Origin of the sequence: Prevotella sp. ICM33, assembly GCF_000517825.1 — a bacterium.
In the GTDB taxonomy this organism is placed as follows: domain Bacteria; phylum Bacteroidota; class Bacteroidia; order Bacteroidales; family Bacteroidaceae; genus Prevotella; species Prevotella melaninogenica.
This window is the reverse complement of the sequence record NZ_JACD01000054.1, coordinates 24,695-40,275: the sequence shown is the minus strand read 5'-3', so window position 1 is coordinate 40,275 and position 15,581 is coordinate 24,695. Positions and strand designations below refer to the sequence as shown.

Annotated in this window: 13 protein-coding genes; 4 read left to right on the top strand and 9 right to left on the bottom strand. The window is 41.5% G+C overall.

The window, feature by feature from the left end; genetic code table 11:
* Nucleotide 1 precedes the first annotated feature (1 nt).
* Nucleotides 2–421 (top strand): GtrA family protein, encoded by a 420-nt coding sequence (locus HMPREF1505_RS06370; protein ID WP_036923785.1) that lies wholly within the window; start codon nucleotides 2–4, stop codon nucleotides 419–421.
* Nucleotides 422–700: 279 nt separating this feature from the next.
* On the opposite strand, the gene HMPREF1505_RS06365 is transcribed toward HMPREF1505_RS06370, so the two are convergent.
* Genes HMPREF1505_RS06365 through HMPREF1505_RS06350 form a run of 4 tightly spaced genes read right to left on the bottom strand, consistent with a single transcriptional unit; the run spans nucleotide 701 to nucleotide 4,511 of the window.
* The gene (locus HMPREF1505_RS06365) at nucleotides 701–1,825 is read right to left on the bottom strand and encodes a glycosyltransferase family 1 protein (protein ID WP_036923784.1); all 1,125 of its coding nucleotides are present in this window, start codon (nucleotides 1,823–1,825) and stop codon (nucleotides 701–703) included.
* Nucleotides 1,818–2,999: a glycosyltransferase family 87 protein gene (locus tag HMPREF1505_RS06360; RefSeq protein WP_036923783.1), complete on the bottom strand. Its 1,182-nt coding sequence runs from the start codon at nucleotides 2,997–2,999 to the stop codon at nucleotides 1,818–1,820. Before HMPREF1505_RS06360 ends, HMPREF1505_RS06365 begins: the two co-directional genes overlap by 8 nt.
* A gap of 5 nt (nucleotides 3,000–3,004) precedes the next feature.
* Nucleotides 3,005–3,787, bottom strand: a complete 783-nt coding sequence (locus tag HMPREF1505_RS06355; RefSeq protein ID WP_304412346.1) for a glycosyltransferase family 32 protein — start codon at nucleotides 3,785–3,787, stop codon at nucleotides 3,005–3,007.
* Nucleotides 3,788–3,797: 10 nt separating this feature from the next.
* Entirely contained in the window at nucleotides 3,798–4,511 is a 714-nt protein-coding gene (locus HMPREF1505_RS06350) for a glycosyltransferase family 2 protein (RefSeq protein WP_036923781.1), read from the bottom strand.
* A gap of 171 nt (nucleotides 4,512–4,682) precedes the next feature.
* On the opposite strand from HMPREF1505_RS06350, the gene HMPREF1505_RS06345 reads away from it, so the two are divergent.
* Nucleotides 4,683–5,468, top strand: coding sequence for a glycosyltransferase family 2 protein (locus tag HMPREF1505_RS06345; RefSeq protein ID WP_036923780.1), 786 nt, complete (start codon nucleotides 4,683–4,685; stop codon nucleotides 5,466–5,468).
* Between the two features lie 64 nt (nucleotides 5,469–5,532).
* On the opposite strand, the gene HMPREF1505_RS06340 is transcribed toward HMPREF1505_RS06345, so the two are convergent.
* From HMPREF1505_RS06340 to miaB, 5 genes are all read right to left on the bottom strand, one after another.
* A complete protein-coding gene (locus HMPREF1505_RS06340; RefSeq protein WP_036923779.1) occupies nucleotides 5,533–7,515 on the bottom strand; it encodes an LTA synthase family protein in 1,983 nt (660 codons plus the stop codon).
* 329 nt (nucleotides 7,516–7,844) lie between these two features.
* Nucleotides 7,845–8,660: a glycosyl transferase gene (locus HMPREF1505_RS06335; protein WP_036923778.1), complete on the bottom strand. Its 816-nt coding sequence runs from the start codon at nucleotides 8,658–8,660 to the stop codon at nucleotides 7,845–7,847.
* Nucleotides 8,657–9,631, bottom strand: coding sequence for a lysophospholipid acyltransferase family protein (locus HMPREF1505_RS06330; RefSeq protein ID WP_036923777.1), 975 nt, complete (start codon nucleotides 9,629–9,631; stop codon nucleotides 8,657–8,659). The genes HMPREF1505_RS06335 and HMPREF1505_RS06330 overlap by 4 nt, the downstream gene beginning before the upstream one ends.
* Nucleotides 9,632–9,666: 35 nt before the next feature.
* Nucleotides 9,667–11,526, bottom strand: a complete 1,860-nt coding sequence (locus tag HMPREF1505_RS06325) for an ABC transporter ATP-binding protein (protein WP_036923776.1) — start codon at nucleotides 11,524–11,526, stop codon at nucleotides 9,667–9,669.
* 100 nt (nucleotides 11,527–11,626) lie between these two features.
* Entirely contained in the window at nucleotides 11,627–12,955 is a 1,329-nt protein-coding gene (gene miaB / locus HMPREF1505_RS06320) for a tRNA (N6-isopentenyl adenosine(37)-C2)-methylthiotransferase MiaB (RefSeq protein ID WP_036861979.1), read from the bottom strand.
* A 566-nt stretch (nucleotides 12,956–13,521) separates the two neighbouring features.
* Between miaB and HMPREF1505_RS06315 the strand changes: the two genes are divergently transcribed.
* Both HMPREF1505_RS06315 and HMPREF1505_RS06310 read left to right on the top strand, forming a co-directional pair.
* Nucleotides 13,522–14,766, top strand: a complete 1,245-nt coding sequence (locus HMPREF1505_RS06315; protein ID WP_036923775.1) for a peptidase U32 family protein — start codon at nucleotides 13,522–13,524, stop codon at nucleotides 14,764–14,766.
* A gap of 225 nt (nucleotides 14,767–14,991) precedes the next feature.
* The gene (locus HMPREF1505_RS06310; protein ID WP_036923774.1) at nucleotides 14,992–15,408 is read left to right on the top strand and encodes a SufE family protein; all 417 of its coding nucleotides are present in this window, start codon (nucleotides 14,992–14,994) and stop codon (nucleotides 15,406–15,408) included.
* Nucleotides 15,409–15,581: the final 173 nt, after the last annotated feature.

The following is a 15,581-nucleotide window of genomic DNA, read 5'->3' as shown; positions in this document are numbered from 1 at the left end:
CATGGCGATACGCATTAAAGAGCTTTGGCAACGCTGGCGAAAAGACTTCTGGCGACTTTTCCGTTTTGGTATAACGGGCACTATATGTTCGCTTATCCATTATGGAATCTATTGTCTCTTTCTACTCTTTACGAATACAACCATAGCTTATACAGCTGGTTACGGAGTGGGACTTCTTTGTAACTACGGACTTACAACTTACTTTACTTTTAAAGGAAAACCGTCAAAAAATAATGTTGCTGGCTTCGTTGGTAGCCACATACTCAACTATCTTTTAGAGATAGGATTGCTCCATCTCTTCCTTTGGTTAGGTATCAGCAAATGGCTGTCGCCTATCCTTGTGATGGTGATAGTTGTTCCTATCAACTTCGTTTTACTGCGTCTTGTGTTTGTAAAAGGGAAGAAGGGTGATGGGTGTTAGGTGTTGGATGGTGGGTGTTGATGGTTTGTGAGATTCTGTGATAGGTGTTGAATGGTGGGTGTTAATGGTTGGCAGGATTGGATGATAGGTGTTGAATGGTGGGTGTTGATGATTTGCGAGATTCGTATTAGCCGTTCGCACCATTGGTGTTAGGCGTCCGCACACATGGTGCGGAGCGTTCGCACGATTGGTGCTAAGCAGTAATACAGCAATAGAAAAGGGAAGAAAAAACTCATCCCCAAGCTCTTTATGATAAGAAAAGGGCTTGGGGATGATGCTTTATACCTTATTATACACTTCAAGAATCTGAGAGGCTACATCTTGATTTTCGAATCGTTTTACGTAGCGTTGGCTCTTGCTGACCATTTCCTTACGATGCTCTATCGCTGAAAGGATTGCAGCGGCATTGCCGTCGACATCGTCTGGACCTACATAAAGGCAATCTGGGCCACCCGCTTCCTCCAAACAACTACCCGTAGCAGCTACAACTGGCAATCCACTTTGTATGGCTTCGATGATAGGAATACCAAATCCTTCATAACGTGAAGGATAGATGAAAGCCTCAGCCTGATTGTAAATAGCTGCAAGAAGGTCGTTGGGTACACCTTGAAGGAAATGGATTCGCTCGCCAATTCCTAAACGTTTGATTTCTGCATCGAGCTTTTTCTGATACTTGGTCTGCCGTCCTACGATGACAAGATGTAAGTCAGAAGGTAGCTTTGCCATTGTACAAATACCCAAAAGGATGTTCTTTCGCACTTCTACTGTTCCTACATTTAATATATAACGTTGTGGGAGTTGATACTTACGGCGGGCTTCCTCTATCAGTGAAGGACTTACCGACTGATTAAAGTGAGTGCTACAGCTTTGATAAACAAGGTCTATCTTGTCCTCTGGAAAGTCACCATAATATAAGATGTCACGCTTCGTACATTCGCTAATCGCAATGATACGGCTTGCTTCGCGTAGTGTCTGATAGAACTTCCGCTTATAGAAGAATACGTCAATAGCGGGATAAAACTCTGGATGACGTAGGAAGATAAGGTCATGAATAGTAACAACACCGGGGATGCCGGCTGCTGCCAAACCTGAAGGCAGTTCACCCGAAAGACCGTGATAAAGTTCTACTCCGTCTCCTTTTAGGTCCTTTACTACCCCTTTCACACGCCACCAGTCACGCTGCAGACGAAAACGAAGGTGGTCGGGATAGCAGAATTGCACGTTATCTCGTAGTTCTACCTGATTACGAAGGTCGTCACGTCCAGCATCAGGAGCATAGAGTCGTAAGTTTGTGTCAGGCATCAACGGAGCAAGGTCGTTGATGAGCGTACGCCCATAGCTACCAAGTCCGGTACCGTTTCTTACGATTCGTTTAGCATCATAACCTATTATCTTCTTATTCATCAGCATCAACCTTTTCTATTGGAGTATAATCCTTTGTGCATAACTCATAACAAAGCCATAGCCAGAGAATACTGATTGGCAAGGCACGGAGGGCGTATTGCTTGATATATGCTTCTCGGATGAACTTCGGGAAGATGTCGCTGCTACCCATACCAGAGAGTAGGAAGACAAATACCATGAGTGCTATCGCCCATCTTCCACGCTTCCAAGGAGCAGCAGTGTACCATATACAAACGCCTAACAAGGCTATCACATATCCGCTGGCTTCGCTACCTGTACTGAAAAGAATGACAAACAAAAGTACAGAGGCGAGTATTGTCTCACGGAAGGCAAGGTTCTTGTACTGAGAGAAACGCAGGTAAGGAAGGGCAAAGAGTGTCATTCCGGGCAGAATCAGCCATAAGTCAGAATAATTCATACAACCTGTTGTACGACGAACAAGTCCTAAAAGGGAGATATTCTGCTGAATAGAACCGAGGTTCTCAGCATTCTTTTCCACCAAACAAGTGAACCATTCGTGGTATTGTCCTATGACATAAGCAGGCGAACTAATAGCCATTGGCGCACAGAAAAGTACGACTGACCACACGGCAAGCCACATCAATAAACGCAACTTATGCCGAGAGAACAAGAAGAAAGCCAACCCCACGATGCCATATAACTTCACCAACGTACCTAAGACGATGAAGAAAGCTGCCCAACCATCCTTTTCTTTCTCAATAAGGAAGAAAGAAGAGAGAATCATTGCAGCCACAGCAATATTGAACTGCTGCATAAAGAGGGCCGTTGGGAGCGTTATTCCACAGAACCAAAGTATGAAAATCTTTTGTTTTTCACGCAGTCCTGAACGGACAATAGCTAAATATAGCCATGCTGTTAGGAACACTAACCATAGCAACATACCCGCCCAAAGAGGCAGAATAGCAAAAGGTGCGATGACAAGTGAGAACACCGGACCATAATGATTCACATCCCAATATTCCGCAGGATAGGCTGTATAGAGTGAAGTTTGATTCACTGTGTGCCAGTAAACACCACGAAAGATAAGGAAGTTATTGAAACTTCGATTGTACTTCAGCATTCCTGCGAGGGCAATGATAAACCATAAGCCCATAAGGAACCAGCGGTTAGAGAGTAAAGGATGGTGTAAGAGTTGCTTTATTCTATCTTTCATCACATTTATTTCTTAGGAAACAGACAAGGGATGTTCTTTTTCAACCATCGGTTTAACTTTTCCATCGGGGTTCGTTTCCAGCTATGAGCACAATAATGTATGGCGTATGAAGCTGGTGTTGCTTCATACTTGTTACCTGCAAAGATTTCCGAACGGAACACCATCATATTGTTTTCGAGTGGTTGGTCTTTATCCAAGTACTTAAAGCCATACTTTTCCATTACCCTTGCATAGACAAATGGCGAGATTACTCCCTTACCATTAGAGCCTTCTGGATAGATAAACTCACGTTTCTCATAGTCGTCTAAGACGTCTTTCACAAACTGACAGCCAGCCTCAGAACCCATCACGGCAGCCTGAATCTGTATTCCTGAGACGAAATCATCCTTGATACGATTGCCTTCTTCATCAATCATATCCATCGCACCGGTCATCTCTATCTGCTTTGGATGATACTCTAATGAAGTGAAGAACTTATAGTTAAGGAATTCATCAAACGACTTCAACACCTTTACATCAGAGTCAAGATAAATACCACCTTCGGTATAGAGCGCATACATACGGATATAATCTGCTGCGAAAGCCCACTTACGTTGCTCGAAAGCTTCGCGCACATAGACGGGAGCCTTTGACATATCAAAGTTCTCTGTGTTCCATAATTTTATCTCATAGTCGGGCAACACCTTCCTCCAAGTGTCCATACACTTCTGTATTTTATCAGGATATGGGTCGTTGCTGAGCCAGCAGTAATGAATGACTTTGGGTATCATAGCGATAGGGTTATTAATTGTTACAAACTTATTGATTCTTTAATTTACAGAGGAAATAGACGAAATAAAGACGTGGTAGAAGTCGAATCTGCTCTAAACAGCCGTCTAATTCTCTGATAATTTGTATGTTGTCATATAGTCCTCGTGACCGATTCGTATTGGAAACACCCGTTGTATCAAAGTTGGCAATAGCAAAAGGCAGTTGAAGAAAGCGATAATGCTTTTTCCAAAGCAACTTATACAACTTAAAGTCTGCTGACATTCGATGACTTATATCGTATGGGAAAGTTCGCAGACAGGCTGTACGTGTCAGACAACTTTGGTGACAAAAGTACATTCTATGACTATTATGCGGTGGCTCTGCAGCCTTAACAGTTCCATTCTTTACGACATCACCATAGATAACATCAGCCTCGCGCGGAACTTGAAAGACCCGATTCAAAACATCATCAGCTGCAAATGTGTCACCAGCATTGAGAAAGATGCACCACTCTCCTGTAGCCATTGCAACTCCTTTGTTCATTGCATCATAGATACCCTCGTCTTGTTCTGTTATCCAATGACTGATATGAGCTTCATACTTACGAATTATCTCTATCGTACCATCGGTAGAACCACCATCAACAACAACGTATTCAATGTGCTCATACTGCTGTGCCAAAACGCTACGGATAGTCTTCTCTATCAGTGATACAGCGTTATAACAAACGGTAATGACCGTAACTAAGGGATTTTCTATCATAGCAATGAATTATTCAAACACATTTTATACCAATAAAACACATTGCCTTTACCAAATCAGTAGGTATTTCTATCTTTCAAATATACTTTCCAACAAATCCGATATTACGTTGTTTTTTTTCAATTGGCATAATGCAAATGTACAGAAAAAAATCGTATCTTTGCCCATAAGATGGAAAAAAAAGAGATATCAGTTGTTATCAATACCTACAATGCAGAGAAATTCCTGCAGCGTGTACTCGACTCCGTTAAGGACTTCGATGAGGTTGTTATCTGCGATATGGAGAGTACTGACCATACCGTAGAGATTGCTCAACGTGCCGGATGTAAGGTTGTTACTTTCCCAAAAGGTAATCATACCTGTGTCGAGCCAGCCCGAAACTTTGCCATACAGAGTGCTAAAAGTCCGTGGGTACTCGTCGTTGACGCTGACGAATTGGTGACACCAGAACTGAGATCTTATCTCTATCAGCACATCGACAACCCTAACTATGCGAGAGGTCTTTATATTCCAAGGCAGAACCGATTTATGAATACCCCTAAGAAAGGGTTTTCAAAGGATTACCAACTGCGCTTCTTTATCTGCGAAGGAACTGTATGGCCTCCATACATACACTCCATTCCACAAGTGCAGGGACCTATTGAACACATCGACAACCATCTTTACAACGTACAATTAATTCACTTAGCGGAGAACTATTTAGCTGATATGTTAGAGAAATGTAACCGCTATACCACTAACGAAGTCCTCAAAAAACAAGGCAAGAACTATGGAATCGGCGCATTACTCTTCCGTCCTTTCTGGCGTTTCTTCAAATCCTACTTTATGAATGGAGAAATAAGAAACGGTGTTACAGGCTTTATTGATAGTGTTATGACAGGCTTCTACCAGTTTATGATTGTTGCGAAAGTAATAGAGGCAAGGATAAAGAAACAGAGTGAAGACGAACAGAAATAAACGAATCATTATAATATAACAATAGAGGGTGTAAGCTTCAAAACTTACACCCTCTATCGTTTTGTTACTGTTGCGTCCTCCAATACAAACCAAAATACACCTGACGGAGTAGGTTGCGGGCTGCCGTAAGTCGCTCAGCCTTCTTCTGATAGCTTGGTATAGCTTCTATCTGGTCAACGTTTGCACTATAATAAGTACTGTCCGAAACGGACGTATCTAAGAGGTTCTTACCCATCTTGAAATACTTTGTATTACGGAAAGCAAAGGGGGCAAGCGTTGCTAAGATATCATCATGGCTTCCCCATCGATTTGTTAACTTGTTATAAGCCTCCTTGCGTAGGTAAGGTGGGAGATAGACATAGAGCGGAACGGAATGTTCATACCGCTTATCGATTACATCATGATTAAGAATAACGCGCACGTTATGGTCACCTGTGATAACAAGTATCGTATTCTTTGCTGCTGCAGAGGCTTTGAAGCGATTGAGAAAATCGTTCAGTGCTTTGTTATAATAGCGGAATCCAGTGAGATACTTATCCAAAACCTTACGATTATGCTCTGCAAAACACTTCTTACCATAGAAAGAATCGGGCAAAGGAGGAAGTTTCAAGTCCTTTGGGAACTCAAAAGGTGGATGATTTGTCGTCGTCATCACAGTTATCATCTGCCGTTTCTTTGATGGTTTATTTAACTTATCTAACAACGCTTGGAAGAGGTATTCATCGTAAACACCAATACTATTATAAGTCGCATGAGGATAGTCTTTCAAGAGAAAGAACTTATCATAGACTGCATCAAACTGCTGATGAGGCAATGCTTCAGCACAGTTCTCCCACGCAGCATCCATTCCCGACATGAACATCGTTGTATAGTTGCTGGCTTTGAAAGGTAAGGCAATCGACGTAGGAAGCGTATTGAAACGATAAGATGAAGTAAAGAAGTGTGGGAAAGGAGTAGACACAAAGAGGTTTTCAAGCGAATTTATCGTACCATTCTGAACCGATTGGAAGTTGCGGAAAAGCAAATCTTCTTTGAAATGACGGTCCAAACCAAAGTTCATCTCCGCATCCTTCTGTTGTAGATTGAACAGATAATTGCTCCAACTTTCGCTATAAATAATTACAACATTAGGCTGTGGTTGCTTTAAACTGTCACCCACTTCTGCGAATAATGCACGCTGCAAGGCTGTTAGCGTGTCGTTCTTTGCTATCTTTATCTGCCCATCGGTATAAACATCTAATGCTTCTTGCAGACTCTTAAACTTATATTGTGCTAATAAGTCATCTGTACTCTCAACCTTAAAGGCCTTAGCTTTCTCTTTACAAGCCTTCTTCAACATGTAGATAGCATTGGGAACAAGGTCGTTCAGAAGCTTCTGATTTGATACAAAGGTGTCTTCTATCTGCAAAGGGAAACGCCATACCGACCCACGCATACCAATAACTACAAAAGCAATATACAGTAAAATGATAACCGAAAGTTTAATAAGTTGACAGCGTGAAGTCTTCCGACCGCCTGAAGAACAGTTCGAATGACGAGACAACGACCTATCTGATTCGATTCTACGAATGACATAAAGGATCAATAATGAGAGGAGAAGGAAGGCTAAACCTTCATAAACACAATGGTATTCTTCCCATATAGCCTGTATTAAACTTAAGGGTCCTTCATTGAAGAAGTCAAAGAAAGTGAGGTTAATATGGCTATTGAAATTAGAAAAGAAGCCCAAATCTATACCGCTGAGTGCCAGTATAAGAATGTTGACAATAGCGTAATAAACCTTACGGAAACGGCTCAATACACGATCAGTCCACGGCTTACGAAGGGCTGCAAAAACAAAGGTCAGAACCGTTGGAAGCAACAAAACGTAACAAACTACCTGCATATCAAAACGCAGGACATTGAAAAGTAAACGTGGAAGAACAGTTAGGTTGCTGCCTATAAGACCCATCGGAACAAACGCAATAGCAAAGCAAATGCGAACGAAAAAAAGGATAACAAGGATGACAGCAGAGTGCTTTAGCAGATATGTTAAGTTCTTATACATTATTTCTTATTACTTATTTCGGGGTTTGTTCTTACTTATTTCGACTTTAAAATAGAATGTTTTCTGTAACAACAGAGCATCAAGAGTCATTGATTTTATCGTTATTTCTACTCCTGTTATGTATCGTAAGTAGTCTTCTCAACAGCTTGTGGCGTTTTTTTTTCATGTAAATAAATCTTTTTCTTCATGACAATAAATATTTATTTTCATGAAAATAATTCTTTCTTTTCATGAAAATAATTCACTAACAGAAGTCGATTGTATGACCATACACTACGGAATATTGATGAACTATTACAGTTTTCTTATGTTATTTACGGCTTCAAAGACTATATGATATTGCGAAAGAGATTATCAAAGTAGTCAAAGCAATCCTCTTGTAAGGGCTTGTTGATATCTTTAATCCAATACAATGGAGTGTTACGATACATTGATGCAACGAGTGTAAACGTACTCGGTGGACCGATTAGATAATCGCAATGAGAAAGAAGGCACAGGTCCTCTCCTGGATTACCTTGTGGAAAGACGACATTCTCTTGCCCAAAGGCCTCGCTATAAGCTTGCTTATTGAGTTTTGGATCATTACCACAAATATAGATTACAACACGTTTATTAGGATGAAGGAGAATAAACTGACGGATAATATTAATCATCTGCTTATCGTCATAGAGAAATCTACCATCATTCCATGTGGCATAATCACCACGACGGATATGTACACCCAATCTGATAATACCCTCTTTAGACGATGCTTCCAACAATGAAGTAACCTTGTTTTCGATGTGGGAATCAAAGGCAAATAAGGATAATATATCTGGCTTATACTGTAAGAAAAGGTCATACCAACGAGCAAACCAGCCCTCGGCAACAAGACATCCATGCCTCATTGCATTTTCCTTTTCAGTTAAGTCTTCGTCAGGTGTATCAAATGTGACGGTAGGTATTAGTTTTAATTGGGCTGCATACTTTGCAAAAAGATAAACAAAAAAATTATGCCAACGAGTCCTACAGATATGAAAGTATTGATACTTGTAAGCAAATCGCATTGAAACCGTCTTCCGATTGTTCGCCCTTGCCCAAGCATACAGATGTCCATATTGCAGGATGTTATTACACATCCGCCCTTTATCTCTTACAAAAATCATTCCTTATCTTTTTTCCTTATAATCTCATCCAGTGGCTCCAAACTTACTCTTCCAGTCTTCTCATCATAGCGTAAGTTAAACTCTTCGCGCGTACGCTTCCATCTTTTATGACTCCAAAGATAAAGTTCTGGCTGTCGACGGATAGTTTCTTCTAACAACTGAAAGTATTTATCGGTTATTTCCCAATCCTTATACTTTGCTGGTTCAGTGGTTATCAACTTGAAATCACACTGATAATAGCCTCTTCGCACACGTGAAACATCACCATAGAAAACGGCTTGTCCAGTCTTCTTAACGATACGTTCACTACCTGTTAAGACGGGTGTATCGTGATTTAGGAAGCCTACCCAATGATGAATATTATTCCAAAAAGGTGCTTGATCAGCGATATATCCAATCACAATAGGTTGTTTCTTCTGGCGATAAGAAACTACTTGTCGCAGTGTCTCTGCCATTGGAATACAAAGTGCATGATGTTTTTCACGTACAGACTTGAAGAGTTTATCAAATCTTTCGTTCTTCAACGGATGATAAACTTGGCAACACTGTGCCTTCTCAGAAACCCATAAAGGCAAGGATGTTATTAACTCCCAATTACCATAATGTCCAAGATATACAGCACAGGATACTCCTTTTTCAAGCAACTCGTTCATTTCTTCTATTCCTGTGAAAACCATCCTCTGACGAAGTTCACGCTTACTCATATTGAGAAGCTTGATAGTTTCTACAAGATAATCACAGAAGTAATGATAAAAACCACGTTCTATACGCTGCAATTCAGCCTCATCTTTCTCTGGAAAACTGTCCTTGAGGTTCTTCCAAATAACCTTATGACGATACTTTACAACCTTTCCGACCAAAAGATAAAGGCAGTCAGAAAAGACATAAAGTAGGCTCATTGGCAACAAAGACATCGTATACCAAAAGATATATGATAGTGCGTAAGCAATATAAGAAAGTCCTTTTTTCATTTTACAAGAAGTCTCTCTATCTTCAATGATATTACTTATATCTCCTGCATATCATGCAGTTTCTTATAGTAGCCTTCGATATCCATAAGCTCATCGTGCGTACCCCGCTCTACAATCTCACCTTCGTGCAGTACGCAAATCTCATCGCTATTCTTGATAGTAGATAGGCGGTGCGCTACAGCTATGGTCGTACGCGTCTTCATAAGCTTATAAAGAGCATCCTGTACAAGGCGTTCACTCTCTGTATCGAGGGCTGATGTTGCTTCATCAAGGATGAGGATTGGAGGGTTCTTAAGGATAGCACGCGCAATACTCACACGCTGACGCTGTCCACCAGAGAGACGTCCTCCACGGTCACCAATGTTTGTGTCGTATCCTCGCTCACTATTCATGATAAACTCATGAGCGTTGGCAATCTTCGCAGCTTCGACTATTGCCTCGTCTGTAGCATTGACACCGAAAGAGATGTTATTCTTGAAACTATCGTTGAAGAGGATTGCCTCTTGGTTTACATTACCAATAAGCTGGCGAAGGTCGTGTACTCCTAAATCCTTAATATTGATTCCGTCAATGAGAATCTTACCTTCCTGCACATCGTAATAACGTGGGATGAGGTCGAGCAAGGTAGACTTTCCGCTACCGCTCTGTCCTACCAAGGCAACAGTCTTACCCTTTGGAATAACGAGGTTAATATCCTTCAATACCCAATGGAGTTCTGGCTTGCCCTCATCGTCCTTACCATCTGTATAAGCAAAGCTGACATGTCGGAACTCAATCTCATGTTCGAAGCTATCAATATGTACTGGATTCTCTGGGTCATTTATCTTCACTTCTGCCTGTAGAATCTTGTCAATACGCTCCATTGAGGCAAGTCCTTTAGGAATGTTGTAACCTGCACGAGAGAATTCCTTCAATGGATTGAGAATGCTATAGAGGATAACAAGATAGTAGATAAAGGTAGGACCGCTGATAATTGGTGATTCACCCAAGACAAGGGTACCGCCAAACCAAAGTACAACAACAATCATGACCGTTCCAAGGAACTCACTCATCGGATGCGCTAACTGCTGACGAATGTTCACTCGCATGATGTCGCTGCGGTATTCTGAGTTGATTTTATCAAAGCGTTCGTTCATCATTCCTTCAGCACAGAAGGCTTTGATGACTCTTAATCCGCCTAAAGTCTCTTCCACCTGACTCATCGTATCACTCCACAACTTCTGTGCTGTCATACTGTTCTGCTTTAGCTTTCTACCAACAAAGCCCATAAACCATCCGAAGATAGGTACGAAAATGAGCGTGAAGAGTGTCAACTGCCAAGAGATAACAAGTAGTGTGGTAAAGTAAATGATGATAAGAACAGGGTTCTTAAAGAGCATGTCGATAGATGACATGATAGAGTTGTCAACCTCTTGTACGTCACCACTCATACGAGCGATGATGTCTCCCTTTCTTTCCTCACTAAAGAAGCCTAAAGAAAGGGATGTAATCTTCTCATAGAGTTGGTTACGAATGTCACGCACTACACCTGTTCGGATAGGAATGATTGATGCAGAAGAAAGGAAGTAGGCACCAGTCTTTAAGAAAGTCATAAAGGCAAGAATCAAACCGATAGCCAACAGGACGGTTGTTGGTCCCCAACTGGTGATGTATATCTGCGTGTAATAATCTGCATTGTTCGATAGTACCTCCTTGAAAGAGCCTTCGCTCCAAGCCATAGCACGCGTTGCTCCCGTTCCTGCATCTACCTTAAAAAGAATCTGAAGGAGTGGGATAAGGGTAGCAAAGGAGAATATATTGAGAAAGGCTGACAATATATTGAAAATGATTGACAGCACAAGATACTTCTTATAGGGTGGTATGAACCTGCGTAAAACGTGTATGAATTCCTTCATCAACTAATCTTCTTATCTGTTTATCAATTTTGCAAATATAGCTATAAATAGTAAAACCGCAAAATTGTTTTGCGGTTTTATCTTTTTATATAAACTATATTTACACTTCTTCTCCAAAGAGTGTGGCACTGGTTGAGCCTGTGATGCGTACACGTACCGTCTCACCAATATGATGATTGCCACGTGGCATGACTACAGCCTTGTTCTGTGGCGTACGTCCCATCAGCTGTTCACGACTACGTTTTCCAAAGCGTTCGATAAGGATATCAAACTCTTTGCCCTCGTCTTTCTTGTTCTGTTCGGCAGAGATTTCGGTCTGTAAGCGAATCAACTCATTCAAACGACGAATCTTCTCTTCCTCAGATACATTGTCAGGGAGGTGCTTTGCAGCATAAGTACCTGGTCGTTCAGAGTACTTGAACATAAAGGCTGAATCGAAACCTACCTCTCGCATCAATGAAAGCGTTTGCTGGAAGTCTTCTTCTGACTCATTATGATAACCAATAAAGATATCAGTTGTCAATCCACAATCAGGAATAAGACGACGAATAGCAGCTACTTTCTCAAGGTAGTCCTCACGTGTATATTTACGATTCATCACCTTCAGCACACTATTACTACCGCTCTGTGCAGGGAAGTGGATATGATTACAGAGGTTTGGTTCGGTAGCTACCGCCTCAATAATATCTTCTGTCATATCTTCTGGGTTAGAAGTCGTGAAGCGCACACGCATATCTGGTACGCTCTGTGCCACCTTATGCAATAGTTCTGCAAATGAAACACCATTCTCTGGACGCTTACCATTAGGCAACAAGCCGTATGAATTGACGTTCTGACCTAAGAGTGTAACCTCCTTAAAGCCCTTGTCGTGCAAGTCTTTAACCTCTTTCAAGATACTCTCTACATCACGAGAACGCTCACGACCACGTGTGAAAGGTACGATACAATAGTGACAGAAGTTATTGCAACCACGCATGATACTAACGAAGCCCGACACTCTATTGCCACCAATACGCTGTGGGATAACATCACGATAGGTCTCAGTGGTAGAGAGTTCGATATCCAAAGCATTCGTACCGTTCTCACACTGTGCTATCATATCAGGCAAGTTAAGGTAGGAGTCTGGTCCACACACAAGGTTGGCATGGTGATTTTGAATTAAGTCGTCTCTTACTCGCTCTGCCATACATCCTAACACGCCCAAGATAAGGTCGCGCCCTTTCTTCTGCTCAGCGTGCAAAGCCTCTAAACGATTGTATATCTTGTTCTCTGCGTTCTCACGTACAGAACAGGTATTAAGGAAGATTGCGTCTGCTTCATCCTCATTCTCACATACGTCATAGCCTGCCATCTTCATGACTGAAGCCACGACTTCAGAGTCTGCCACATTCATTTGGCAGCCGTATGTCTCAATATATAGTTTCTTCATTCTGTTGTTATCTCGAAAAATTTAGCATGCAAAGATACTAAATTTATCGCATACAACCGAAAAACGTTCTGACTATTTGAGTCTTATGGCGTGCTAACACGGTCTTTTTATCTAATTAAGTCGCTTGATAAACATTTCTCATACAAGTTTTGCCAGTGATATATCATTCCTTTTATCACGACAATTATGCTGTGTCTTACATATATTCAACCAATGTGTTAAGGCGCAGCACGAATGGTGCGAAGGCTTAGCACATATGGTGCGGAGGCTTAGCACCACACGTGCGGAGGGATAAACATCCTACAGTATATCACCAATATAGATGGAACTTATTATCAAGAAGGACTATACAAACGGCATTTAGGTTGATCAGATAGTAAGATTTGCAAAACTTACAAACTCGTTTACGCCCTTTATCGGATATTTTCCGTACCTTTGCAGACCGATTAGACACATTCACAATAAATAAAGGATAGCTACAGGTCAGTAAAAGCATAGAGATAAGTAGGCTAAAGGTTACTGATAAACTCAATGCCTGATAACTGCCTGGTAATGAAAATAAAACAATGAACAAGAATACAAATGATTTTGAGATAATGGCACCTGTAGGCTCACGAGAGTCACTCGCAGCTGCCATCAATGCCGGAGCTAACTCTGTTTACTTCGGTATCGGAAAGCTGAATATGCGTTCACATTCAGCTAACCACTTCACCATCGACGACCTCAAAGAGATTGCCGAGACCTGTAACGCAAAGGGAATACAAACTTATCTGACTGTAAACACTGTCATCTATGGCGAGGATATTGAGACGATGCACGAGATTATCGATGCTGCTAAGGCTGCAAATATCACCGCTGTCATCGCCAGTGACGTTGCTGTAATGATGTATTGCCGTCAGGTGGGGGTTGAGGTTCACCTCTCAACACAGCTGAATATCTCTAATATTGACGCCCTAAAGTTCTACGCTCAGTTTGCTGATGTTGCCGTATTGGCACGCGAGCTGAACATGGATCAGGTAAAGGAGATACACGAACAGATTATCAAACAGAATATCTGTGGACCAAAGGGACAGCCTATTCGTATCGAGATGTTCTGCCATGGTGCGTTCTGTATGGCAATTTCGGGCAAGTGTTATATGAGTCTTCACGACTCTAACCGCTCTGCTAATCGTGGTGCTTGTACTCAGATATGCCGTCGTAGCTATACGGTTACAGACAATGAGACTGGCAATCAGTTAGAGATTGACAACAAGTACATTATGAGTCCAAAGGACTTAAAGAGTGTTCGCTTCATTGATAAGATGATGGATGCTGGTGTACGTGTGTTTAAGATTGAGGGTCGTGCGCGTGGACCAGAGTATGTTCACACCGTTGTGAGCTGCTACAAGGAGGCTATCGAGAGCGTACTCGATGGTACCTTCACCGAAGAAAAGAAGGACCAGTGGGACGAACGACTCTCAACAGTCTTCAACCGTGGCTTCTGGGATGGCTACTATCAAGGTCAGAAGATGGGCGAATGGACTAAGGATTATGGCAATAAGGCTACCGAAAAGAAGGTGCTCATCGGTAAGGTGATAAGGTATTTCTCTCGTCTTGGCGTAGCTGAGGTGGCTGTTGAGGCTAACACCTTCGTAAAGGGAGAGAAGCTTCTTATCACTGGTAACAGCACTGGCGCTATGTTCCTCAATGCTGAAGAAATCCGTTACGACCTCAATCCTGTTGATAAAGCAGAACAAGGTTGGCGTGTTTCTATCCCTGTACCGGACAAGGTTCGCCCGAATGATAAACTGTTTAAGTTAGTAACAAAGTAAATTAATAATTCAGAATTCACAATTCATAATTATGATTACTATGATAATTCTGAATTCAACATTCATAATTCACAATCCAAATTCACAACGATGATTACTTCTATTGGTTAATATTATATGGTAAATAACAATATAGTAAATTGCTTGTAGCAATAAACTCTACCAACAAAGGTAATCATAATTATGAATTTTGAATTATGAATTCTGAATTAAAATAAGGCAATTATGACAATAAACGAAGCACAAGATGCGGTAATTGGTGAGTTTGAAGACTTCACTGATTGGATGGATAAATACCAAATGCTCATTGACTTGGGTAACGAGTTGGAGCCATTAGAGGAGCAGTATAAGAACGAGCAGAACCTTATTGATGGTTGTCAGAGCCGTGTATGGCTACAGTGTGACAACGTAGATGGTAAACTTATCTTCACTGCTGACTCTGATGCACTCATCACAAAGGGAATCATTGCCCTTCTGATACGTGTATTGAGTAATCATACTCCACAAGAGATTATCGATGCTGACCTCTATTTCATTGATCAAATAGGTCTCCGCCAGCATCTCTCACCTACACGTAGCAATGGCTTGCTGTCTATGGTGACAAAGATTAAGGCATATGCTGTAGGGTTTAGTTTGCAGTAAGAGGAGCCTCCCCCAACCCCTCCGAAGGGAGGGGAGTGCAGATAACAAAGGGCGAATAATATAGGTTTGCTTTGTTGAGGTTTCTATAACATTTAGCATATATCCCTTATTCTATAATAATATTATACAACTATAACCCACACACAAGCTAAGACTCCTCCCCTTAGGGGAAG